The sequence below is a fragment of the Streptomyces sp. NPDC002499 genome (assembly GCF_053595415.1).
This window is the reverse complement of sequence record NZ_JBSFXO010000013.1, coordinates 316,505-339,043: the sequence shown is the minus strand read 5'-3', so window position 1 is coordinate 339,043 and position 22,539 is coordinate 316,505. Positions and strand designations below refer to the sequence as shown.

At 70.7% G+C, this 22,539-nt stretch carries 16 protein-coding genes; 4 read left to right on the top strand and 12 right to left on the bottom strand.

All coding sequences use genetic code 11. The annotated features are described in order from the left end of the window. Window positions 1-96: 96 nt before the first annotated feature. The gene (locus tag ACWD5F_RS34840; RefSeq protein ID WP_451260313.1) at window positions 97-2,931 is read left to right on the top strand and encodes a glycoside hydrolase family 3 C-terminal domain-containing protein; all 2,835 of its coding nucleotides are present in this window, start codon (window positions 97-99) and stop codon (window positions 2,929-2,931) included. Between the two features lie 111 nt (window positions 2,932-3,042). Here the strand turns inward: ACWD5F_RS34840 and ACWD5F_RS34835 are convergent, their stop codons facing one another. The 3 genes from ACWD5F_RS34835 to ACWD5F_RS34825 form a co-directional block, all read right to left on the bottom strand. Next, on the bottom strand, window positions 3,043-4,488 hold the full coding sequence (locus tag ACWD5F_RS34835; RefSeq protein WP_451260312.1) for an aldehyde dehydrogenase family protein: 1,446 nt from the start codon (window positions 4,486-4,488) through the stop codon (window positions 3,043-3,045). A gap of 245 nt (window positions 4,489-4,733) precedes the next feature. Beyond that, complete coding sequence (locus ACWD5F_RS34830) at window positions 4,734-6,296, bottom strand: PucR family transcriptional regulator (RefSeq protein WP_451260311.1); 1,563 nt, start codon at window positions 6,294-6,296, stop codon at window positions 4,734-4,736. Between the two features lie 182 nt (window positions 6,297-6,478). After that, window positions 6,479-8,596 carry an ATP-binding protein gene (locus ACWD5F_RS34825; protein ID WP_451260310.1) on the bottom strand — a complete coding sequence of 706 codons (2,118 nt, stop codon included), beginning with the start codon at window positions 8,594-8,596 and terminating at the stop codon, window positions 6,479-6,481. Between the two features lie 272 nt (window positions 8,597-8,868). On the opposite strand from ACWD5F_RS34825, the gene gabT reads away from it, so the two are divergent. Beyond that, entirely contained in the window at window positions 8,869-10,203 is a 1,335-nt protein-coding gene (gene gabT, locus ACWD5F_RS34820; RefSeq protein WP_451260309.1) for a 4-aminobutyrate--2-oxoglutarate transaminase, read from the top strand. A 382-nt stretch (window positions 10,204-10,585) separates the two neighbouring features. Then, window positions 10,586-11,215 (top strand): phosphatase PAP2 family protein, encoded by a 630-nt coding sequence (locus ACWD5F_RS34815; RefSeq protein WP_451260354.1) that lies wholly within the window; start codon window positions 10,586-10,588, stop codon window positions 11,213-11,215. On the opposite strand, the gene ACWD5F_RS34810 is transcribed toward ACWD5F_RS34815, so the two are convergent. The 8 genes from ACWD5F_RS34810 to ACWD5F_RS34775 form a co-directional block, all read right to left on the bottom strand. After that, complete coding sequence (locus tag ACWD5F_RS34810) at window positions 11,154-12,947, bottom strand: chitinase (RefSeq protein WP_451260308.1); 1,794 nt, start codon at window positions 12,945-12,947, stop codon at window positions 11,154-11,156. The two genes, ACWD5F_RS34815 and ACWD5F_RS34810, sit on opposite strands and share 62 nt — an antisense overlap. Before the next feature lie 121 nt (window positions 12,948-13,068). Continuing rightward, window positions 13,069-13,524, bottom strand: a complete 456-nt coding sequence (locus tag ACWD5F_RS34805) for a bifunctional DNA primase/polymerase (RefSeq protein ID WP_401722975.1) — start codon at window positions 13,522-13,524, stop codon at window positions 13,069-13,071. Window positions 13,525-13,652: 128 nt separating this feature from the next. Then, the gene (locus ACWD5F_RS34800; protein ID WP_451260307.1) at window positions 13,653-15,071 is read right to left on the bottom strand and encodes an NAD(P)/FAD-dependent oxidoreductase; all 1,419 of its coding nucleotides are present in this window, start codon (window positions 15,069-15,071) and stop codon (window positions 13,653-13,655) included. A 29-nt stretch (window positions 15,072-15,100) separates the two neighbouring features. Then, the gene (locus tag ACWD5F_RS34795; RefSeq protein ID WP_401722970.1) at window positions 15,101-15,901 is read right to left on the bottom strand and encodes an ABC transporter permease; all 801 of its coding nucleotides are present in this window, start codon (window positions 15,899-15,901) and stop codon (window positions 15,101-15,103) included. Beyond that, a complete protein-coding gene (locus ACWD5F_RS34790) occupies window positions 15,901-16,824 on the bottom strand; it encodes an ABC transporter permease (protein ID WP_401722967.1) in 924 nt (307 codons plus the stop codon). The genes ACWD5F_RS34795 and ACWD5F_RS34790 overlap by 1 nt, the downstream gene beginning before the upstream one ends. Continuing rightward, window positions 16,824-17,984: an ABC transporter ATP-binding protein gene (locus ACWD5F_RS34785; protein WP_401722965.1), complete on the bottom strand. Its 1,161-nt coding sequence runs from the start codon at window positions 17,982-17,984 to the stop codon at window positions 16,824-16,826. The genes ACWD5F_RS34790 and ACWD5F_RS34785 overlap by 1 nt, the downstream gene beginning before the upstream one ends. Then, window positions 17,981-19,228: a polyamine ABC transporter substrate-binding protein gene (locus tag ACWD5F_RS34780; RefSeq protein WP_401722963.1), complete on the bottom strand. Its 1,248-nt coding sequence runs from the start codon at window positions 19,226-19,228 to the stop codon at window positions 17,981-17,983. The genes ACWD5F_RS34785 and ACWD5F_RS34780 overlap by 4 nt, the downstream gene beginning before the upstream one ends. 83 nt (window positions 19,229-19,311) lie before the next feature. After that, window positions 19,312-20,850, bottom strand: coding sequence for a gamma-aminobutyraldehyde dehydrogenase (locus tag ACWD5F_RS34775; RefSeq protein WP_451260306.1), 1,539 nt, complete (start codon window positions 20,848-20,850; stop codon window positions 19,312-19,314). Between the two features lie 210 nt (window positions 20,851-21,060). On the opposite strand from ACWD5F_RS34775, the gene ACWD5F_RS34770 reads away from it, so the two are divergent. After that, window positions 21,061-21,642: an NADAR family protein gene (locus ACWD5F_RS34770; protein WP_451260305.1), complete on the top strand. Its 582-nt coding sequence runs from the start codon at window positions 21,061-21,063 to the stop codon at window positions 21,640-21,642. A 31-nt stretch (window positions 21,643-21,673) separates the two neighbouring features. On the opposite strand, the gene ACWD5F_RS34765 is transcribed toward ACWD5F_RS34770, so the two are convergent. Beyond that, entirely contained in the window at window positions 21,674-22,480 is an 807-nt protein-coding gene (locus tag ACWD5F_RS34765) for a DUF4190 domain-containing protein (protein WP_401722959.1), read from the bottom strand. Window positions 22,481-22,539 lie beyond the last annotated feature (59 nt).

Here is a 22,539-nt window from a genome sequence, read left to right as displayed (position 1 = left end):
ATAGCGGTGAGCATCCCTTGACACCCACCGGTCCGTCGAATGAGCATCGAAGCGCTTCGAAAGCGTTCCGCCGCTCCATCGCAAGGGGAACCCCACGTGACCGAACAGACGCCGTCCACGCCGCCGTTCCGCGATCCGCAGCTGCCGTTCGCGAAGCGCATCGACGATCTGTTGGAGCGGCTGACGCTCGACGAGCGGATCTCCTTCCTGCACCAGTTCGCGCCCGCCGTCGAGCGCCTGGGCATCGCCGCCTTCCGCACCGGCCAGGAGGCCCTGCACGGAGTCGCGTGGATGGGCCCGGCGACGGTGTTCCCGCAGGCCGTGGGTCTCGGCGCGACCTGGAACCCGGAGCTGGTGCGCCGCGTCGGCGAGGCGGTCGCCCAGGAGGCGCGGGCCATGCGCGCCCGCGACGACCGCGTCGGCCTGAACGTCTGGGCGCCGACGGTGAACCTGCTGCGCCATCCGCTGTGGGGCCGTAACGAGGAGGGCTACTCGGAGGATCCGAAGCTCACCTCGGCCATCGCCACCGCGTACACGCGCGGCCTGCGCGGCGACCACCCGACGTACTGGCGCACGGCACCGGTCCTCAAGCACTGGCTCGCGCACAACAACGAGACGGGTCGCGACGTCACGTCCTCCTCGGTCCGCCCGCGCGTCCTGCACGAGTACGACCTGCGGGCCTTCCGCGAGACGGTCGAGGCGGGCGCGGTCGCCGGGGTGATGCCGGCGTACAACCTGGTCAACGGCCGCCCCAACCACGTCTCCCCGTATCTGCGCGAGCACCTGCGCGCCTGGACCGACGAGGAGCTGCTGGTCTGCTCGGACGCGGGGGCGCCCTCCAACCTGGTCGATTCCGAGCACTACTTCGACACCCACGAGGAGGCGACGGCCGCCGCGCTGAGCGCCGGCGTCGACAGCTTCACCGACCACGGCACGGACGCCTCGCGGATCACCGCGCGGATCAAGAGGGCGTACGAACAAGGGTTGTTGACGGACGCGGACATCGACACGTCCGTCCGCCGCCAGCTCTCCGTACGCTTCCGGCTGGGCGAGTTCGACCCGCGCTACGACCCGTACGCCGGGGCCGCCGACTTCGACACCCCCGCGCACCGCGCCCTCGCCCAGGAGGCCGCCGAGCAGGCCGTCGTGCTGCTCAGGAACGACGGCCTCCTGCCGCTCGCCCCCGACACCCGGATCGCGGTCGTCGGCCTGCTCGCCGACGAGTGCAAGCTCGACTGGTACAGCGGCACCCTCATCCACCGCTCCACTCCGCTGGAGGGGTTGTACGAGCAGTTCGGCGCCGAACGCGTGGAGTTCGCGGAGGGCGTGGACCGGGTGCGGCTGCGGACCTCTCAAGGCGACTTCCTCCAGCTGCCGTTGGTGGAGGTGGCCGACGAAGTGCGCGGCGCCGAGGGCGCGTTGGACCCGGCCCTGCTGGCCGGACGCACCGATCTGCCCCCGCTCACCACCGACCCCGTCGGCACCGAACTCGCGCTCGTCGACTGGGGAGAGGGCGTCCTCACGCTCCGCGCCCCCGACGGCCGCTACCTCTCGGTGGCCGATGACGGCTACCTCCGCGCCTCCACCGACCAGCCCGGCGGCTGGGTCGTCCAGGAGACGTTCCGCCTTGAACCCCACGAGAACGGTCACCTCCTGCTGCACATCGGTACAGGTCGCCATGTCTGTGTCGCCGCCGACGGCGTGAAGGTTGCCGAGACGGGGGCGGAGGTGTTCGAGCCGGTCTTCGTCGAGCGCGGCGAGGAGGCGGTGCGGCGGGTCGCCGCACAGGCCGACGTCGTCGTGGTCGTCGCGGGCAACGACCCGCACATCAACGGCCGCGAGACCGAGGACCGTACGACCCTCCGCCTCCCCGCCCAGCAGGAACGCCTGCTGCGCGCGGCCCGCGCCACCAACCCGCGCACGGTGCTGGCACTGGTCTCCGCGTACCCGTACACCGTCCAGGCCGCGGCCCTGCCGGCCGTGCTGTGGACGGCCCACGGCGGCCAGGCGGCCGGCACCGCGCTGGCCCGCGTCCTGTCCGGCGAGGTCTCCCCCGCCGGGCGCCTGCCGCAGACCTGGTACGCGAGCGACGGTGACCTGCCCGACCTGCTCGACTACGACGTGATCGGCGGCCGGCAGACATACCTCTACTTCGAGGGCACGCCCCAGTTCCCCTTCGGCCACGGACTGTCGTACGCGTCCTTCGCCTACGCCGACCTCGCCGTGCGGGTCGAGGACGGGTCGGCGCACGTCTCCTTCACGGTGACCAACACCGGTGACGTCACTGCCGACGAGGTCGCGCAGCTGTACACGCGGGCCGTGGAACCGTCGGTGCCGCGTCCGCGCCGTGAGCTGCTCGCGCACCGCCGGGTCACGCTGGCGCCGGGCGCCCGGGCGGACCTGTCCTTCGAAGTCCCGCTCTCCGCCTTCGAGTTCTGGGACGTGAAGGGCAGCGGGTGGCGTCTGGAGCCGGGCCCGTACGAGGTGTTGGCCGGCGCCTCCAGCGAGGACGTCCGCCTCCGGACGACGGTTGTGCTGGACGGCGACCCCGGCGGTCCGCGCCGCGTGCTCCAACGGGGGCTCTCCGCCGCCGACTTCGACGAGCAGAGCGGGATCGCGATCGTCGACCGTACGAAGGTGTCGGGGGACGCGGTGACGCCGGCGGACGGCAGGGGCGGTGAACTGGTCTACCGGGACTGCGACTTCGGGGCCGGTGTCACGGAGGTGACCGTGCGGGTGGCGGGCGAGGGGGCGGTCGAACTGTCCCTCGACGGCGGTCCGGCACTCGCCGAACTCGCCCTGCCCACGGCCACGTCGGGACCGTACGACTACACCGTCCTCGGTGCCGGGATCGTCGCCGAGGGCGTGCACGACGTACACCTCAGACTGCGCGGCCCGCTGCGGCTCGCGCACGTCGGCTTCTCCGGTTGAGGGTCCGGGGCGGGCCGACGCGGAGAAGGGGCCCGGCACCGGAAGGCATCGGTGCCGGGCCCCTTCGGGGAGACTATATGAAAATGGTTCCCATTAGCTAGAGAGGTGCGGTCAGAGCGCGAGGCCCGTCAGCACCAGCACCCGCTCGTACGTGTAGTCGTCCATCGCGAACTTCACGCCCTCGCGGCCGACGCCCGACTGCTTGGCGCCGCCGTACGGCATCTGGTCGGCGCGGTAGGACGGGACGTCGCCGATGATCACGCCGCCGACCTCCAGCGCGCGGTGGGCGCGGAAGGCGACCTGCACGTCGTGGGTGAACACCCCTGCCTGGAGGCCGTACTTGGAGTCGTTGGCGGCGGCGAAGGCGGCGGCCTCGCCGTCCACCTTCGTCACGGTCAGCACCGGTCCGAAGACCTCCTCGCAGGAGATCGTCGTGTCGGCCGGTACGTCGGTGAGGACCGTCGGCGCGTAGGAGGCGCCGTCGCGCTTGCCGCCGGCGAGCAGGGTGGCGCCGGCCGAGACGGCCTCGTCGACCCAGGACTCGACCCGCTTCGCGGCGTCCTCGCTGACCAGCGGGCCGACGTCGGTCTTGTCGTCGGCGGGGTCGCCGGTGACCTGGGCCTCGACGGCGGCGACGATGCGCGGCAGCAGCCGGTCGTAGACCGAGGCGTCCGCGATGACCCGCTGCACCGAGATGCAGGACTGGCCGCCCTGGTAGTTGGAGAAGGTCGCGATGCGGGTCGCGGCCCAGTCGAGGTCGGCGTCGCTCGCGTAGTCGGCGAGGACGACGGCCGCGCCGTTGCCGCCCAGCTCCAGGGTGCAGTGCTTGCGCGGCACCGAGTCCATGATCGCGTAGCCGACCTTCTCGGAACCGGTGAAGGAGATGACCGGCAGGCGCTCGTCCTGGACCAGCGCGGGCATCCTGTCGTTGGCGACCGGGAGGATCGACCAGGAACCGGCGGGCAGGTCGGTCTCGGCGAGCAGGTCGCCGATGATCAGGCCCGAGAGCGGGGTGGCGGGGGCCGGCTTGAGGATGATCGGCACGCCGGCCGCGATCGCCGGGGCGATCTTGTGGGCGCACAGGTTCAGGGGGAAGTTGAAGGGCGCGATGCCGAGGACGACGCCCTTGGGGAAGCGGCGGGTGAGGGCGAGACGGCCCTGGCCGCCGAGGTCGGTGTCGAGGCGTTGCGCCTCGCCGGCGTTGAAGCGGCGGGCCTCTTCGGCGGCGAAACGGAAGACCGAGACCGCGCGGCCGACTTCGCCTCGGGCCCACTTGATGGGCTTGCCGTTCTCGGCGGAGATCAACTGGGCGATCTCTTCCGTGCGGTCTGCCAGGCGGCGGCTCACGTGGTCCAGGGCGGCGGCTCGGAGGTGGGCCGGGGTCGCGGCGAAGTCCTCGCGGATCGCGTGCGCGGCGGAGACGGCCTCTTCCACCTGGGCGTCCGTCGGGATGGCGACCTTTGCCACCAGGCGGCCGTCCCAGGGGGAGGTCACGTCGAAGGTGTCATCGCCGGTGACCTGGCGGCCGGCGAGCCAGAAGGCGGTGGGGGAAGTCATTGCGGGGTCCGGCCCTTCCGTCGGGGGTGCATGGGGTATTCGCGTCATTCGGGTCCACCGTAGGGCGGTGGGGGTGGGGCGGCGTTTGTCCGGGGTGTAGGGGTGGGGGCGGTGGGTGTGCCGGATTGGCGTAGTGGGGGGATTTCGCCCCCGCCGCCCCTACCCGTCCCATCCTCCAGGGGCTCTGCCCCTTCGACCCCGCTGGGGCTCCGCCCCAGACCCCGCTCCTCAAACGCCGGAGGGGCTCAATTGCCTGCCTTCAGGGCCAGCCACAGCTCCATCCGCACGTCCGGGTCGTCCAAGGAGCGGCCCAGGATCTCCTCCACCCTGCGCATGCGATAGCGCAGCGTATGGCGGTGGACGCCCAGGTCGGCCGCTGCCGCGTCCCATTGGCCGTGGCGGGAGAGCCAGGCCCGTAGGGAGGCGACCAGGTCGCCTCGGCCTGTCGCGTCGTGTTCCTGGAGGGGGCGGAGGAGGCCGTCGGCGAAGGCCTTCACCGCGTCGTCGGCCAGGAGCGGGAGGACGGATCCCGCGGCCAGTTGTTCGTGTTCCACCGAGATCCGGCCCCGGCGTCTCGCCACCGACAGCGCCTGTTCGGCCTGTTTGTACGCCGCTGCCGCCGCGATCGGGCCCGCCGGGGCGGACAGGCCGACGACCGGTTCGGTCTCGTCGCCGACGGGCTGGTCGCCCACCGCGCCCGTCCGGGCCGCCTCCAGTGCCGATGTGTACTCCCGGCACGCGGCGACCGCGGCGCCCTCGTCCGCGGCCAGGACGACCAGGCGCCCGCCCTCGGGCACCACCAGCACCGACTCCCCCGCGCGGGCGGCGGCGGACTCCACGGCCTCGGCGAGTGCGACCGACGCCGAGGGCGATTCGGCCACGACGATGCGGAAGGGCGCGTCGAGGAGGGTGCCGTAGAGGTCGCCGGCGACCGTGCGGGCGTGGTCCGGTTCGCCGGCCAGGAGCAGGCGCAGGACCGCCGCGTCGATGCGCTGTTCGGCGTCCTGGAGGGAGCGGGAGCGTTCCGTGGTGAGGGTGAGGAGGGCGATGGCCGAGTGGACCGCGTAGCGTTCCGCCGTGCCCAGGGCGGCTGCCGTGCCGACCGCCAAGGCCGCACGTGGTCTGCGGCCCGTGCCGAGCGAGTGCAGCTCTACCCGGTCCTCGTTCTCCGGGCCGCCCACCACCGAGGACGCGGGGGCCGGTCGTTCCCGCAGTCGCTCCACGTCGGGCGTGAGGCGTCCGGCCCGGCGGCCCGCCCACTCCGGTGCCGCGGCGACCACGGCGCCCGAGACGTCGTAGAGCGCCGCCCAGCCGTCCACCTGGGTCGCGAGCGCGGCGAGGAGCCCCTCGGGGCCGTTGGTCAGGGTCTGTCTGGTCAGTTCGCGCTGGGCGGCGAAGCCCGCCGTCACCGCGCGGTACTGGTCGGCCGCGATGGCCGCGGAGACCGCCTTGCTGATGGCGAGGAAGGGGGTGCGGCGCGGGACTTCGAGGAGCGGCAGTCCCTCCTTCACCGCCGCGTCCACCAGGGCCCCTGGAATGTCCTCGTAGTGGACGCCCACGGCGAAGCCGAGTCCGACCACGCCCGCCTCGGCCAGCCGCTTCACATACCGGCGCATCGCCTCCGGGTCCTCCGCGTCCAGCTTCAGCGCGGTGATCAGGAGGAGCTCGCCGCCCTCCATGTAGGGCACCGGATCGGCCAGCTCGCTGGCGTGCACCCAGCGGACGGGCACGTCCAGGCGGTCCTCGCCCGCGCGCACGGTCAGCTTGAGCGCGGAGTGATGGACGAGCGAGGCGAGGGTGGGGCGCATGGGGCCTTCAGGTCGGCGGGCGGGAGCGAGGTGCGGTGACGTGCGGTGAGGTGAATCGGGTGGAGCGATCGGATGACCCGAGCTGATCATTTGGCCGCTTCGTATGAACGACCTCTACCGATTCTGCCTCACCGTACGATCCAGGTCCCGATCCGTCTCCCGCCACCCGTCACCCGTTGCCCTCAGCTCCGGAGGTCCACCAGGAGCGGTGGCGCGTGTTCGCCCTTCACGTTCGTCAGGGAGAGGACCGCGTGGCCCGCCGGTACGCCGTGGGCCAGCTCGGACGCCGACCAGCGCTCCCGCTCGACCTGGCGGACGGTGACCGCGCGCTGGGTCGGGGCCTTGCCGGTGATCACGCGGCGGACCATGTGCAGGGCCTTGCCCGCGGGGGTCTCGGCGATGATCTGCCGGTCGGTGACGTCCCGCGCCTCGGTCCACTCCTTGCCCCAGACCTCGGCGAAGTCCTGCCCGTCCCAGGGGGTGAGCCCGGCGAGCGCCATCCGGCAGCCGGCGGCGCCGAGCAGGGGGTTGCGCAGGGGCCTGGGTACGTCGTCCAGGGTGCGCAGGGTGAGGACGACACCGGCGTTCGCCGACCGCAGCCGCTGGATGCCGCGGATGGCCTCCGGGGTCACCACGCCCGACGCGTCGTCCAGCACCAGACAGGCGAACAGCGACCGGTCCTCCCGCGCCGACACGCTCGCCGTGAACTGCGCGAGCACCAGCCGCGCCAGCATCCGCGAGGCGTCCGCGTGCCCGCGCTCGGGCAGGTCGATGCGGACCCGTACGGGGTGGTCGAGCGCCTTGAGCGAGAACGGCCGCGTCTGCCCGGACGTGTCGAAGAACCCGGCGAAGGCGGGCCGGTCCAGCAGCGCCACCCGGTCCGCGAGCACCGGCGCCACATCGCCGGGATGCGCCAACTGCCGCTCCCGCGCGTCCAGTTCGCGGATCAGCGACTCCTGTCCCGAGCCCTGCAACGCCTTCCGCAGGGTGTCCAGCGGGCCGGGCGCGCCGTCCAGCAGCTGCCGCAGCTCCGGCACGGACGGGAAACGGCCGTGCACGGCCCGGAAGGGGCCGAGGAGTTGGGCCAGGACGGTCGTGGAGCGCCGGCTGTCGTTGCCCGGGTGCGGATCGGCGAGGTCCCCGACCAACGCCTCGGCGAGCACGGCCGCGGCCTCGTCCGGGTCCGCGGTGCCGCCGTACAGGTCCAGGTCGTAGACGGATTCCGGATTCCCGATCCGTACGACGACGTCGTACGCGTCGACCGGTCCGAGCCCCGCGCCCGCCGCGCCGACCACGACCACCGCGGCGCGGCCCGCCAGCGCGTGCAGGCACAGCGACTCGGCGAGCGGGCGGACCAGGGTCCCGGTCTTGCCGGAGCCGGCCGGTCCGACGGCAAGGAGGGAGGTGCCCAGCAGGTCGGGGTCCAGGCCGAGGCCCGCACCCCGGTAGGCGTAGGGGTTACGGGGGTCGTCGGCGGTGGTGCCGAGCCGTACCTGTCCGGTCAGCAGGTCGTGGCGGGCCAGCCGGGCCGGCAGGTCACGTTCGCCGGAGGGGTGCAGACAGGCGGCCGAGCCGTCCTTCAGTACGGCACCCGTGAAGGCGGCGAGGGTGTGCCGGCCGCTGCGCACGCCCTGCCAGGCCCGGGTGATCCGGGCGTGGTCGACGTCCCGCATCAGCCCGGACCGCGCCTCGGTCGTCAGCCGCTCGGCCGCGTCCACGGCGCCCGCGGCCCGCAGCTGGGGCCATTCGGCGGGGTCCTGCTCGGGGGCCGGGGGGCGTTCGGTACGGGGGGTCGCGGAGCGGTTCCAGGCGGGCGGGCCGTAGCGGCGCCAGATCTCCGCCCAGCGGCCGAGCCGGCCCACGCCGATCATGATGATCAGGGCGATCAGCACGTAGTAGGCGTAGACGACCACGACGGAGGCGAAGCTGTGGGGCGAGGCCCAGGAGTCCGGGATCATCGCGTAGAGCGGGAGCAGCCACCAGCCGCCGACGTAGCCGTTCCACAGCAGCGACCAGATCAGCCAGCCGACCAGGAAGGCGATCAGCGCGCCGCTGATCAGCTGGCGGCCCGGGATCCGCTCGGGCTCCTCCTCGGGCCGCGGCCGGTGTCCGAACCGCCACACCCCGGGCAGCGTCTCCGGGCGCGCCGTCCGCAGCCAGGTCAGGAAGGCCGAGCCGTCCGGGCGTGGCGGCGCGCCGGGGGCGTCGGCGGGCCGCGGCGGGATCCGGGGCGGCCCCGCCGGGCGCGGCACGGGATTCGCCTGCGTACCCCGCGTGTCCTGCGTCCCGTCGCTGTCCATCGCTCTCGCTTCCTGACCAGCCGTTCCGTCCACCTTCAGCGGTCAATCTAACGCGCCCGCAAGGGGAGTTCACCGATTGCGCGGCCGGGCCGTCCCAGCACTCCCGGAGTGGGCCATGTCCACGGTGGACAACCGGCGGCACCGAAAACGCCCACATGGAGCATGCCCACCCCCCATGCCCCGTCCTAGCCTGCGAGAAAAGGAAAAGTCACAGCCGACGCCACAGCCGAAGCCAACAGTCCGTTTGGCCGCAACACCCCCAGGAGCCCCTCATGACCGCACTTCCGCAGGAGCGCCGCGTAGTCACCGCCATCCCCGGCCCGAAGTCGCAGGAACTGCAGGCCCGCCGGCTCGCCGCGGTCGCGCAGGGCGTGGGCTCGGTACTGCCCGTCTTCACCGTGCGGGCCGGCGGCGGGATCATCGAGGACGTCGACGGGAACCGGCTGATCGACTTCGGTTCCGGCATCGCGGTGACCTCCGTCGGCGCCTCCGCCGAGGCCGTCGTACGGCGGGCGAGCGCGCAGCTGGCCGACTTCACCCACACCTGTTTCATGGTCACGCCCTACGAGGGGTACGTGGAGGTCGCGGAGGCGCTCGCCGAGCTGACCCCGGGCGACCACGCCAAGAAGTCGGCGCTGTTCAACTCGGGCGCCGAGGCCGTCGAGAACGCCGTCAAGATCGCGCGGGCGTACACCAAGCGGCAGGCCGTGGTGGTGTTCGACCACGGGTACCACGGGCGTACGAACCTGACGATGGCGCTGACCTCGAAGAACATGCCGTACAAGAACGGCTTCGGGCCGTTCGCGCCCGAGGTCTACCGGGTGCCGGTGGCGTACGGCTACCGCTGGCCGACCGGTGCCGAGAACGCCGGTGCGGAGGCGGCCGCGCAGGCCGTCGACCAGATCAGCAAGCAGGTGGGCGCGGACAACGTGGCCGCGATCATCATCGAGCCGGTGCTCGGCGAGGGCGGCTTCATCGAGCCGGCCAAGGGCTTCCTGCCGGCGCTGAGCAAGTTCGCCAAGGACAACGGCATCGTCTTCGTCGCCGACGAGATCCAGTCCGGCTTCTGCCGTACCGGTCAGTGGTTCGCCTGCGAGGACGAGGGCATCGTGCCCGACCTGATCACCACGGCGAAGGGCATCGCGGGCGGGCTCCCGCTGGCCGCGGTGACCGGCCGCGCCGAGATCATGGACGCCGCGCACGCCGGCGGCCTCGGCGGCACCTACGGCGGCAACCCGGTGGCCTGCGCCGGTGCGCTCGGTGCCATCGAGACGATGAAGGAGCTGGACCTCAACGCCCGGGCCAAGCACATCGAGGCGGTCATGAAGCCCCGCCTGGCCGCGATGGCGGAGAAGTTCGACATCATCGGTGACGTGCGCGGGCGCGGCGCGATGATCGCCGTCGAACTCGTCAAGGACCGGACGACCAAGGAGCCGAACCCGGAGGCGACCGCCGCGCTGGCCAAGGCCTGCCACCAGGAAGGTCTGGTGGTCCTGACCTGTGGCACCTACGGCAACGTCCTGCGTTTCCTGCCCCCGCTGGTCATCGGCGAGGACCTCCTGAACGAGGGCCTCGACATCATCGAGCAGGCCTTCACCCGCATCTAGGGACGCCCCGGGGATGCCCACCGGCAGAGCGTGTGAAGAAGGTGTGCGAGGTGCATGGCGGGACTCGATTCCGCCTGTCTTCGCCCACTCCACTGCCGTAGGTTCATTCCAGATGAGAGATACACCCCGCCCACAGGGGACTGTGGGCGATTTCAGGACGGGGCCTCCCCAGCTTCGACCTGGTCGTGCCCTCGCGCACACACCCGGAGCCTCCGGCTCCGGATCTCCTCACCGATCGGACAGTCGCCCGCCCCAAACCCCCCGGGGTGGGCGTCGATCCGATCCGGACGGCCACCCCGGAACCACCCCCCCTGTTCCGGGGTGGCCGACCTCCTCTCTCTCCTTCGTACTTCCCCTCGGGCTTCCCGCCCTCCTCTTCGCGCTGATCACCTGGCAGGTCGTGGCCGACGGCCCCCTGCTGCGCGCGGACGAACGGATCAGCCGGGCCCTCGTCCATCCGGACCGCGCCTCCGAGCTGCTCGCCGACCTCGGCAACTTCCAGATCGCGGTCCCGGTCCTCGCCGTCGCCCTGGTCTACGTCGCCTGGCGAGGTCGTGCCACAGGTACGGACCGCTGGTGGCTGCCGCCGCTCGCCGGAGCCGTCCTGATGATGCTGGTCCCGGTGCTGGTCGTGCCCCTCAAGGAGCTGATCGACCGCCCCGGGACCCCGGCCGTGCCGCCCGCCACCGGCTACTACCCCTCCGGCCACACCGCGACGGCGATGGTCGCGTACGGCACCGCGGCCCTGCTCCTCCTCCCGTGGCTCCGCTCGGCGAACGCCCGCCGGGCGGTGGTCGTCACTGCCGCCGTCCTCAACCTCGCCGTCGCCTTCGGCCTGGTCCGCCGGGGCTACCACTGGCCACTGGACGTGGTGGCCAGTTGGTGCCTCGGCACGATCCTGCTGACCGCGCTGACCCTGGTGCTCGGCCAGCCCGGCCCGCTCGGTTCGCTCAGGGGAAGTACGCGTCGAAGTTCCGCTGGAACTCCCAGTTCGAGTACCGGTCCCAGTTGACCGACCAGGTCATCAGGCCGCGCAGGGCGGGCCAGGTGCCGTGGGTGGTGTACGAGCCGCAGTTGGTCTTCTTCGTCAGGCAGTCCAGGGACTTGTTGACCTCGGACGGGGAGACGTAGCCGTTGCCCGCGTTCGTCGACGCCGGCATGCCGATGGCTATCTGGTCGGGGCGCAGGGCCGGGAAGACGTTGTTGGCGTCACCGGCCACCGGGAAGCCCGTGAGCAGCATGTCGGTCATGGCGATGTGGAAGTCGGCGCCGCCCATGGAGTGGTACTGGTTGTCGAGGCCCATGATCGGGCCCGAGTTGTAGTCCTGGACGTGGAGCAGGGTGAGGTCGTCGCGCAGGGCGTAGATGACCGGGAGGTACGCGCCGCAGCGCGGGTCCTGGCCGCCGAACTTGCCGGTGCCGTAGAACTGGTAGCCCATCTGCACGAAGAAGGTCTCCGGGGCCATCGAGAGCACGAACTTCGAGCCGTACTTGGCCTTCAGGGTCTTCAGGGCCGAGATCAGGTTGACGATCACGGGGGTCGTCGGGTTCTTGAAGTCCGTGTCGCTCGCGTTCAGGGAGAGCGAGTGGCCCTCGAAGTCGATGTCCAGGCCGTCCAGGCCGTAGGTGTCGATGATGTTCGAGACGGACGAGACGAAGGTGTCCCGGGCCGCCGTCGTGGTCAGCTGGACCTGGCCGTTGGCGCCGCCTATCGAGATCAGCACCTTCTTGCCCGCCGCCTGCTTGGCCTTGATCGCCGCCTTGAAGTCGGCGTCGGACTCGACGTTCGCGCACTCCGTCACCGGGCAGCGGTTGAAGCGGATGTCGCCCGAGGTGGTGGAGGTCGGCTCGCCGAAGGCCAGGTCGATGACGTCCCAGCTGTCGGGCACGTCGGCCAGGCGCGTGTAGCCGGCGCCGTTGGCGAAGCTGGCGTGGAGATAGCCGACGAGGGCGTGGGTGGGCAGGCCCGGGGTGCCGCCGGTGCCCGTGCTGGTCGTCGCGGTCACCGCGGCCGACTTCGCCGACTCGCCGGCGTCGTTGCTCGCGGTGACCTGGAAGCTGTACGCGGTGGACGCGGTCAGGCCGGTCACGGTCGCCGAAGTGCCGGTCGCCGTCTGGACCTTGGTGCCGTTGCGATAGATCGCGTAGCTGGTGGCGCCGGTGGCCGCCGTCCAGGACAGGCCGACGGAGGACGAGGTGATCGTGCCGGTCCTGAGGCCGGTCGGGGCGGCGGGCGGCTGGCCGGTGCTGCCGCCGGGGCCGATGAGGGAGATGTCGTCGGCGTAGTAGGCGCCGGTGCCGTACCAACCATGGGTGTAGAGAGTGACCTTGGTGGTGGCGGCGCCGGTGGTGAAGGTCGTGGTGAGCTTCTGCCAGTCGGGGGCGGACTGGGTCCAGGTGGAGACGTCGGTGGTGCCGGTGCCGTTCGCACCGAGATAGACGTAGGAGCCGCGGACGTAACCGCTCAGCGTGTACTGGGAGTTCGGCTGGACGGTCACCGTCTGCGCACACTGGGCGTAGTCGCTGCCGGCCGGGGTTGCCTGCAGCGCGGAACTCCCGCTGTGCACGGGCGAGTTCACCGTCTTGGCGGCCGAACAGGTCCAGCTGTCGAGGCCGGACTCGAAGCCTCCGTTCTTCGCCAGTTCCGCGTCGGCCGCACGGGCGGCCGACGAGAGCGCGGTGATTCCGGGCACGGCCAGCAAGGTGGCCGTGAGCAGGGCGAGGAAGGGTCTGAAGCGGTCCACAAGGGCCTCCGGACATGGGGGAATTGGAGGGGTGGAGCGCGCTCAATTTGGTCCAGACCAATCCTGTTGTCAAGACCTCCTGCCGCTACCCGCGTTCATCGCCCACTGTCATCGCCCGTCCTCATGGGCTGCCGTCGTCGGTGGCCAGCCCGGCCGCCGCCTCGTGCATGGCGAGTTCGAGCAGGGCCGGATCGGTGAGCGTGCCCGAGCCGTCCGGAGGGACCAGCCAGCGGACTCCTCCGGTGGCACGGCCCGGGTAGGGCACGACGATCCAGGTGCCCGCGCCCGCCGTGCGGATGCCGGTGCCGAGCCAGCGCGCGGCCGTCCCGGGCGGCACGAAGAAGCCCATCCGGTTGTCGCCGAAGTCGACGAGCACAGGCCCGGGTTGATCCAGCACCCGGGTGAGTACGTCGAGCGTGGGATAGCCGAGTTCGCCCGGCAGGATCAGTACGTCCCACGCCTTGCCGGCGGGCAGCAGGGCCACCCCCAGCGGATTGCGCTCCCATTCCCAGCGGCAAGCCTCGGGGTCGGGTGCCACCGATGCCAGCCAGTCGACCGCCGTCTTCGCCCCAGTCATGAGACGACCTCCCTCTGTGTCGTGGACGCTGGTCGCGTCACGAGAGAGAGGGAGGTCTTCCGGGGAGCATTACGCGGGTTCCGGCACCCCGTTGGAGTGAACCGGATCACACCTCGCGAAAGCGGCGTTCAGCTGTCGAAGCCCAGGCCAAGCCGGTCCATGGTGCGCAGCCACAGGTTGCGCCGACCGTCGCGGGTGTCCGCGCGAGCCAGCGACCACTTGGTGAGGGCGATGCCCGTCCAGGCGAACGGCTCGGGCGGGAACGGCAGCGGCTTCCTGCGGACCATCTCCAGCCGGGTCCGCTCGGTGTCCTCGCCGTCCAGCAGGTCCAGCATCACGTCGGCGCCGAAGCGGGTGGCGCCGACACCGAGACCCGTGTACCCGGCCGCGTACGCCACGTTCCCCCGGTGCGCGGTGCCGAAGAACGCCGAGAAGCGCGAGCAGGTGTCGATCGCGCCGCCCCACGCGTGCGAGAAGCGGACGCCCTCCAACTGCGGGAAGCAGGTGAAGAAATGCCCCGCGAGCTTCGCGTACGTCTCCGGGCGGTCGTCGTACTCCCGGCGCACCCGGCCGCCGTACGGGTAGATCGCGTCGTAGCCGCCCCACAGGATCCGGTTGTCGGCCGACAGCCGGAAGTAGTGGAACTGGTTCGCCGAATCACCGAGACCCTGGCGGTTCTTCCAGCCGATCGACGCCAACTGCTCGTCGCTGAGCGGTTCGGTCATCAGCGCGTAGTCGTAGACCGGGACGGTGTACGCCCGTACGCGCTTGATCAGGTTCGGGAAGATGTTGGTGCCGAGCGCGACCTTGCGGGCCCGGACCGAGCCGTAGGGGGTGCGTACGGCCATGCCGGCGCCGTACGGCTTCAGGGCGAGGGCGGGGGTGTGCTCGTACACGCGGACCCCGAGCCGGACGCAGGCCTGCTTCAACCCCCAGGCCAGCTTGGCGGGGTGGAGCATCGCCACGCCTCCGCGGTCCCACAGGCCCGCCTGGAAGGTCGGTGAGTCGACTTGTTGCCGTACCGCCTCGGCGTCCAGAAACTCGACGCCCTCGGCGAGGCCCGCGCGCTCCATCTCTTCGTACCAGTCGCGCAGTTCGGCCGCCTGGTAGGGCTCGGTCGCCACGTCGATCTCGCCGGTGCGCTCGAAGTCGCAGTCGATGCCGTGCCGGGCGACCGCGCTCTCGATCTCGTCGAGGTTGCGGGCGCCCAGCTTCTCCAGCTGGTGGATCTCCTCGGGCCAGCGGGCGAGGCCGTTGGGCAGGCCGTGGGTGAGGGAGGCGGCGCAGAAGCCGCCGTTGCGGCCCGAGGCGGCCCAGCCCACCTCGCGGCCTTCCAGCAGGACGACATCCCGTCGCGGGTCGCGCTCCTTGGCGATGAGCGCGGTCCACAGTCCGCTGTATCCGCCGCCGACGACCAGCAGATCGCAGGTCTCGGCGCCGGTGAGCGCGGGCTCGGGGTGGGGCTTGCCGGGATCTTCGAGCCAGTACGGGACCGGCTGTGCGTCGGAGAGCGACTTCGTCCACTTGCTCATGGCGCTTGGGGCCATGATTTCAACTCCCTACAAGGGCTTTGTGCTTACGCCTTCTGCCTGTTGCGGCGATTTCCGAGAACCATGGAGAACAGCACCAACAGTACGGCGACCAGGAACATGGCCGTGCCGATGACATTGATCTGTACGGGTGTTCCGCGCTGTGCCGAACCCCAGACGAACATGGGGAAGGTGACGGTCGAGCCCGCGTTGAAATTGGTGATGATGAAATCGTCGAAGGAGAGCGCGAAGGAAAGCAGCGCGCCCGCGGCGATTCCGGGTGCCGCGATGGGCAGGGTGACGCGCAGGAAGGTCTGCGCCGGGCCGGCGTAGAGGTCCTGGGCGGCCTGTTCCAGGCGCGGGTCCATCGACATCACCCGTGCCTTGACGGCGACGACGACGAAGCTGAGGCAGAACATGATGTGCGCGATCAGGATCGTCCAAAACCCGAGCGGCGCACCGAGGTTGAGGAACAGGGTGAGCAGCGAGGCGGCCATGACGACCTCGGGCATCGCCATCGGCAGGAAGATCAGCGAGTTCACGGAACCGCGCGCGCGGAAGCGGTAGCGGACCAGCGCGAAGGCGATCATCGTGCCGAGCGCGGTCGCGCCGACGGTCGCCCAGAAGGCGATCTGGAGGCTCAGCGAGAGCGAGCCGCACATGTCGGCGACCCCGCACGGGTCTTTCCAGGCGTCGAAGGAGAACTGCTGCCATTCGTAATTGAAGCGCCCCTTCGGTTTGTTGAAGGAGAACACCGTGACGACGACGTTCGGCAGCAGCAGATAACCGAGGGTCAGAAGTCCCGCGATGACGACGAGATGGCGCTTGAACCAGGTGACGACGGGCATCAGACCAGATCCTCCGTCCCGGACCTGCGGATGTAGATGGTGACCATGAGGAGAATCGCCGCCATGAGGATGAAGGAGAGGGCCGCGGCCGTCGGATAGTCCAGGATCCGCAGGAACTGCGTCTGGATGACGTTTCCGATCATGCGGGTGTCGGTGGAGCCGAGGAGTTCGGCGTTCACGTAGTCGCCGGCCGCCGGGATGAACGTCAGCAGCGTCCCGGAGACCACACCCGGCATCGACAGCGGGAAGGTCACCTTGCGGAAGGTCGTGAAGGGCTTCGCGTACAGATCGCCGGCCGCCTCGTGCAGCCGCCCGTCGATGCGTTCCAGCGAGGTGTAGAGCGGCAGCACCATGAACGGCAGGAAGTTGTACGTCAGTCCGCAGACGACGGCGAGCGGTGTGGCCAGCACGCGGTCGCCGGAGGTCCAGCCGAGCCAGCTGGTGACGTCCAGGACGTGCAGCGTGTTGAGGGCGCCGACGACCGGGCCGCTGTCCGCGAGGATCGTCTTCCAGGCGAGCGTGCGGATCAGGAAGCTGGTGAAGAAGGGCGCGATCACCAGGATCATGATCAGGTTCCGCCAGCGGCCCGCGCGGAACGCGATGAGATACGCCAGCGGATAGCCGAGCAGCAGACACAGCACGGTCGCGGCGGCGGCGTAGAGGACCGAGCGCAGGAACTGCGGCCAGTACTCGCTCAGCGCGTCCCAGTAGGTCGCGAAGTGCCAGGTGACCTTGTAGCCGTCCTCCAGGGAGCCCGTCTGCACGGAGGTGGAGGCCTGGTAGATCATCGGCAGCGCGAAGAAGACCACCAGCCAGAGCAGACCGGGCAGCAGGAGCCAGTACGGCGTCCAGCGGCCCCGCTTGCGCGGCGGCTTCTTGTCGGGGGCCGGCGCCAGAGGGGGCGCCTCGGTGGCTGCGGCCATCAGGCGGCCTCCTCCTCGATGTCGACGCCGGCGTCGATGTCCTGGGCCGCGTCGAGGCCGAAGGTGTGGGCCGGGTTCCAGTGCAGGACGACCTCGGCGCCGGGCCGCAGCCGGGCGTCGCGGTCGATGTTCTGGGCGTAGACCTCGAACTCGGGGCAGACCGGGCTGTCGATGACGTACTGCGTGGAGACGCCGATGAAACTGGAGTCGACGATCTTGCCGGTGATGCGGTTGCGGCCCTCGGGGATCTCGCCGGCCTCGTCGGCGTGGGTGAGGGAGATCTTCTCGGGGCGTACGCCGACCAGCACCTTGCCGCCGGTGGTGGTCGGCGCCGAACAGCGCGCCTCGGGCAGCACCAGCTTGCCGCCACCGGCCTTGAGGACGATGTCGTCGCCGCTCTTGGTGTCGACCTCGGCCTCGATCAGGTTGGAGGTGCCGAGGAAGTTGGCGACGAACGTGGTGTTGGGGTTCTCGTACAGGTCGGTGGGCGAGCCGAGTTGCTCGACGCGGCCCGCGTTCATCACGGCGACCGTGTCGGCCATGGTCATGGCCTCCTCCTGGTCGTGCGTGACGTGCACGAAGGTGATGCCGACCTCGGTCTGGATGCGCTTGAGCTCCAACTGCATCTGGCGGCGCAGCTTGAGGTCGAGGGCGCCGAGGGGCTCGTCGAGCAGGAGCACCTTCGGGGTGTTGATCAGGGCGCGGGCCACGGCGACGCGCTGCTGCTGGCCGCCGGAGAGCTGGTGCGGCTTCTTGCGTGCCTGCTCGCCCAGTTGGACCAGGTCGAGCATGTCCTCGACCTGCTTCTTCACCGACTTGATGCCGCGCCGGCGCAGGCCGAAGGCGACGTTCTCGAAGATGTCGAGGTGCGGGAAGAGGGCGTAGGACTGGAAGACGGTGTTCACCGGCCGCTTGTAGGGCGGCAGATGGGTCACCTCCTGGTCGCCCAGGAACACGGTCCCGCTGCTCGGCTCCTCCAGGCCCGCGATCATCCGGAGGGTGGTGGTCTTGCCGCAGCCGGAGGCACCGAGCAGGGCGAAGAAGGAGCCCTGCGGCACGGTCAGGTCCAACGGGTGCACGGCGGTGAAGGCGCCGTAGGTCTTGCTGATTCCGGAGAGGCGGACGTCGCCGCTGTTGTCCGTGGTGTTCATGGTCGTCACGCCCCTGTGAGCTTCGCGAACTTCTCTTCGTAGGCCGTCTCTTCCTTCGCGCTCAGGGAGCGGAAGGCATGGGACTTGGCGGCCATGGCCTGGTCGGGAATGATCAGCGGGTTCTCGGCCGCCGACTTGTCGATCTTCGCCAGATAGGGCTTCACGCCGTCGACGGGCGTCACGTAGTTGATGTAGGCGGCGAGGTCGGCGGCCTGCTGGGGCTCGTAGTAGAAGTCGATGAGCCGCTCGGCGTTGGTCTTGTGGCGCGCCTTGTTGGGGATCAGCATGTTGTCGGTCGACGTCATGTAGCCGCTGTCCGGGATGACGAAGTCGACGTCGGGGCTGTCCGCCTTGAGCTGGACCACGTCACCGGCCCAGGCGATACAGGCCGCGAAGTCGCCCTTGGTGAGGTCGGACGTGTAGTCGTTGCCGGTGAAGCGGCGGATCTGGCCCTTGTCGACGGCCTTCTGGATGCGGGCCACCACCGCGTCGAAGTCGTCGTCGGTGAACTTCGCCGGGTCCTTGCCCATGTCGAGCAGCGTCATGCCGATGCTGTCGCGCATCTCCGACAGGAAGCCGACCCGGCCCTTGAGCTTGGGGTTGTCGAGCAGGTCGGAGACCGACTTCACCTCGACGCCGTCGAGCGCCTTCTTGTTGTAGGCGATGACGGTCGAGATGCCCTGCCATACGTAGGAGTAGGCGCGTCCCGGATCCCAGTCCGGGTTGCGGAACTGGGCCGAGAGGTTGGCGTAGGCGTGCGGGAGATGGGACGGGTCCAGTTTCTGGACCCACCCCAGGCGGATCAGGCGGGCGGCCAGCCAGTCGGTGAGGACGATGATGTCGCGGCCGGTGTCCTGGCCCGCGGCGAGCTGCGGCTTGATCTTGCCGAAGAACTCGTTGTTGTCGTTGATGTCCTCGGTGTACTTGACCGTGATGCCGGTCCGTTTGCGGAACGCGTCCAGCGTCGGGTGGTGCTTGCCGCTGTCGTCGACGTCGATGTACTCGGTCCAGTTGGAGAAGTTGACGGTCTTCTCCGTGGCCGAGTGGTCGTCGGCGGACACGCCGCCCTGGGTCTTGCCGGCCGCGGGGATCCCGCAGCCGCTCAGTGCCCCGACGCCGCCGAGCGCGAGCGCGCCGCCCGCGGAGGCGCGCAGCAGCGAACGGCGGGTGAGGGCGGCCCTCCCGTTGCGGAAGCTGCGCCGCATGGCGGCCACCTGGGCCGGGGAGAGGCGTTCGGGCTCGTACTGCTCCATGCGCTTGCTGCCCTTTCAGGAGGGACGAGGTTGGGGCCGTGGTCGGCGGCCGGTCTTCCCGCCCGGCGGTAGCCGGAATCGAACTACAGCCGGTCCCCGAAGATGGTGCGGTGCCAGTCCTTCCTGGCCACCGCCGTGTTGTCGAACATCACGTGCTTGATCTGGGTGTACTCCTCGAAGGAGTACGCCGACATGTCCTTGCCGAAGCCGGATGCCTTGTATCCGCCGTGCGGCATCTCGCTGATGATCGGGATGTGATCGTTGATCCACACGCAGCCCGCCTTGATGTCGCGGGTGGCGCGGTTGGTGCGGTAGACGTCGCGGCTCCACGCGGAGGCGGCGAGTCCGTACGGGGTGTCGTTGGCGAGCGCGATGCCCTCGTCGTCGGTGTCGAAGGGCAGGACCACCAGGACCGGGCCGAAGATCTCGGACTGGACGACCTCGCTGTCCTGGGCCGCGTCGGCGATCAGGGTGGGCCGGTAGTAGGCGCCCTTCTCCAGGTCTCCGCCGGGTACCTCGCCGCCGGTCACCACGCGCGCGTAGGCACGCGCCCGGTCGACGAAACCGGCGACGCGGTCGCGCTGGACGTGCGAGATGAGCGGGCCGAGGTCGGTGCCTCCGGCGAAGGGGTCGCCGAGCCGGACGGTCTCCATCAGGGCGGCCGTCCGCTCGACGAACACCTCGTAGAGCGGGCGCTGCACGTACGCGCGCGTGGCGGCGGTGCAGTCCTGACCGGTGTTGATGAGCGCGCCCGCGACCGCGCCGTTGGCGGCGGCCTCCAGGTCGGCGTCGTCGAACACGACGAAGGGCGCCTTGCCGCCGAGCTCCAGGTGCAGGCGCTTGACGGTGGCGGTGGCGATCTCGGCGACGCGCTTGCCGACGGCGGTGGAGCCGGTGAAGGACGTCATCACCACGTCCGGGTGGCCGACCAGGTGCTCGCCCGCCTCCTTGCCCGTGCCGGTGATGATGTTGACGACTCCGTCCGGGATGCCGGCGTCGGTGACGGCCTGCGCGAACAGCAGTGAGGTCAGCGGGGTCAGCTCGGCCGGCTTGAGGACGATCGTGTTGCCCGCGGCGATCGCCGGGAGGATCTTCCAGGCGGCCATCTGGAGGGGATAGTTCCAGGGCGCGATGGAGCCGACGACACCGATGGGCTCACGGCGGATGTACGAGGTGTGGTCGCCGGAGTACTCGCCGGCGGACTGCCCCTGGAGGTGCCGTGCGGCACCGGCGAAGAAGGAGGTGTTGTCGATCGTCCCCGGCACGTCGAACTCACGGGTCAGCTTCAGCGGCTTGCCGCACTGGAGGGACTCGGCGCGGGCGAAGTCCTCGGCGCGGTCGGCGAGCACGGAGGACAGCCGGTGCAGGGCGTCGGAGCGGTCGCCGGGGGTGGCGGCGGACCAGGCGGGGAACGCCTCGCGGGCGGCGGCGACGGCCGCGTCCACGTCCTCGGGTCCGGCCAGCTCGTAGGTGAGGACCTCCTCGCCGGTCGACGGGTCGACGACCGTGTGCGTACGGCCGGAGGTGCCCTTGGTCAGGCGGCCGGCGATGTACTGGGCGCCGTCCGCGAAGCAGTCCTGCGCCGGGAATCGGTCCGGGGTGGCATTGCCCGGCTTGTGCATGTCGCTCTCCTCCGCCGGAGCCCCTCGGTCGCGGGGGCGGGTGGCGTAGCTCCAGCTCGATTTGAGTGCCGATCCTGACAGAGCAAAGGGCGTCCAACAAGTGATTCCGTTGTTGCCTTTTGGTTACGCGACGGAATCTGTCGACCAGGTGTCGAGTGACCACGGGAAAGGACGGACGGAATGTCAGTGGTGGCTGCCAGACTCGCGTGCATGGGACGGATCACGGGGACGATCGATTCACAGGAAACGCTGGTCAAGGCGGCCCGCGCGGGCGCGAAGATCAAGTACCTGCATTTCTGGGGGCACCGGCCGCGGGCGGACGGTCAGGTCGGTTCGAGCTGTCTGAGCCAGTGGTGGCCGGCGCCGTTCACGGTGGACGGGGTGGAGTACGGCACCGCCGAGCACTGGATGATGGCGCGGAAAGCGCAGCTGTTCGGGGACGCGGAGGCGGAGCGGCGCGTCCTGGACGCGGGGCATCCCTCGCTCGCCAAGAAGGCGGGGCGGCTGGTGCGCGGCTTCGACCAGGCGATATGGGAGCGGGAGCGCTTCGGGATCGTGGTCGAGGGCAGCGTCCACAAGTTCGCGGCGCACGCGGATCTGCGGGAGTACCTGCTGACGACGGGCACGCGCGTACTGGTCGAGGCGAGCCCCGTGGACCGGGTGTGGGGCATCGGCCTCGCGGCGGACGACCCGGCCGCGGAGGATCCGCAGCGGTGGCGGGGGCCCAATCTGCTGGGGTTCGCCCTGATGGAGGCGCGGGAGCGGCTGCGGGGTGCTGGTGACGGGGACTGACGCGGACCGGGAGTAGCGGGACGGGGGCGACTCAGCCCTGGGCCAGCAGGGGGGCCGAGATGCCGGGGGCCGAGTCGTAGTAGGAGCCGTCGTCCGTGCTGCCGCTGTCGTCGTCGTTCACGGCGATCACGATTCCGACGATCACCAGGGCGATCGTGGCGAGACCGAGGACGATCCCGATGATGCCCGTGATCAGGCCCGACTGCGCCTGGCCGCGGTTGGTGGCCTCGCCGCGTTCGGCTCGTCGCTTGCCCTTGACGGCGAAGACCACGGCGAGGACGCCGAGGATGACGGAGAGGATGCCGTACACGCAGAACAGGCAGCAGGACAGGATGCCCAGCACCATGGCGGCGGTGCCCATGCCGTTCTGCGGGGGCGGCTGCATACCGGGCCAGCCGTAGCCCTGCGGGTAGGCGGGGTAGCCGTAGCCGCCGGGGCCCTGCGGCCCGCTCGGGGCGAACGGCGGGGGCGGCACGGCGGAGTCGGACCAGCCGGGCGGGGGCGTGCCGGGAGCGCCGTAGGTGGGGGCGCCGAAACCGGGGGTCGTCTGACCGGGTGTGCCGGTGCCCTGGCCGGGCGGGGCGAAGCCGTCGGACGGCAGGGCCGCCATCGTGGCCTGGTCGTGCACGGAAGGCGGCTGCGGGTACGCCGGGGGCGGCGGATACGCGGACGGCGGGGCCGCCTGGGGCGGCTCGCCGGGCCCGGGCCGGGCGCCCTTGTCCAGCGACGTCTTCTCCTCGGGCGGCGGCGCCCACGGGTCGCGTTCCGCGCCCGCTCCCCCGCCGGACTGTGTCCCGTCCACCACGTTCCCGTCCCCCTCGATCGATCGCCACGCCATGGTAAAGCCTCAGCCTGAACGGCTGACCGCCCGGTTCGCCGCCCGGTCGGCCGCTGTCT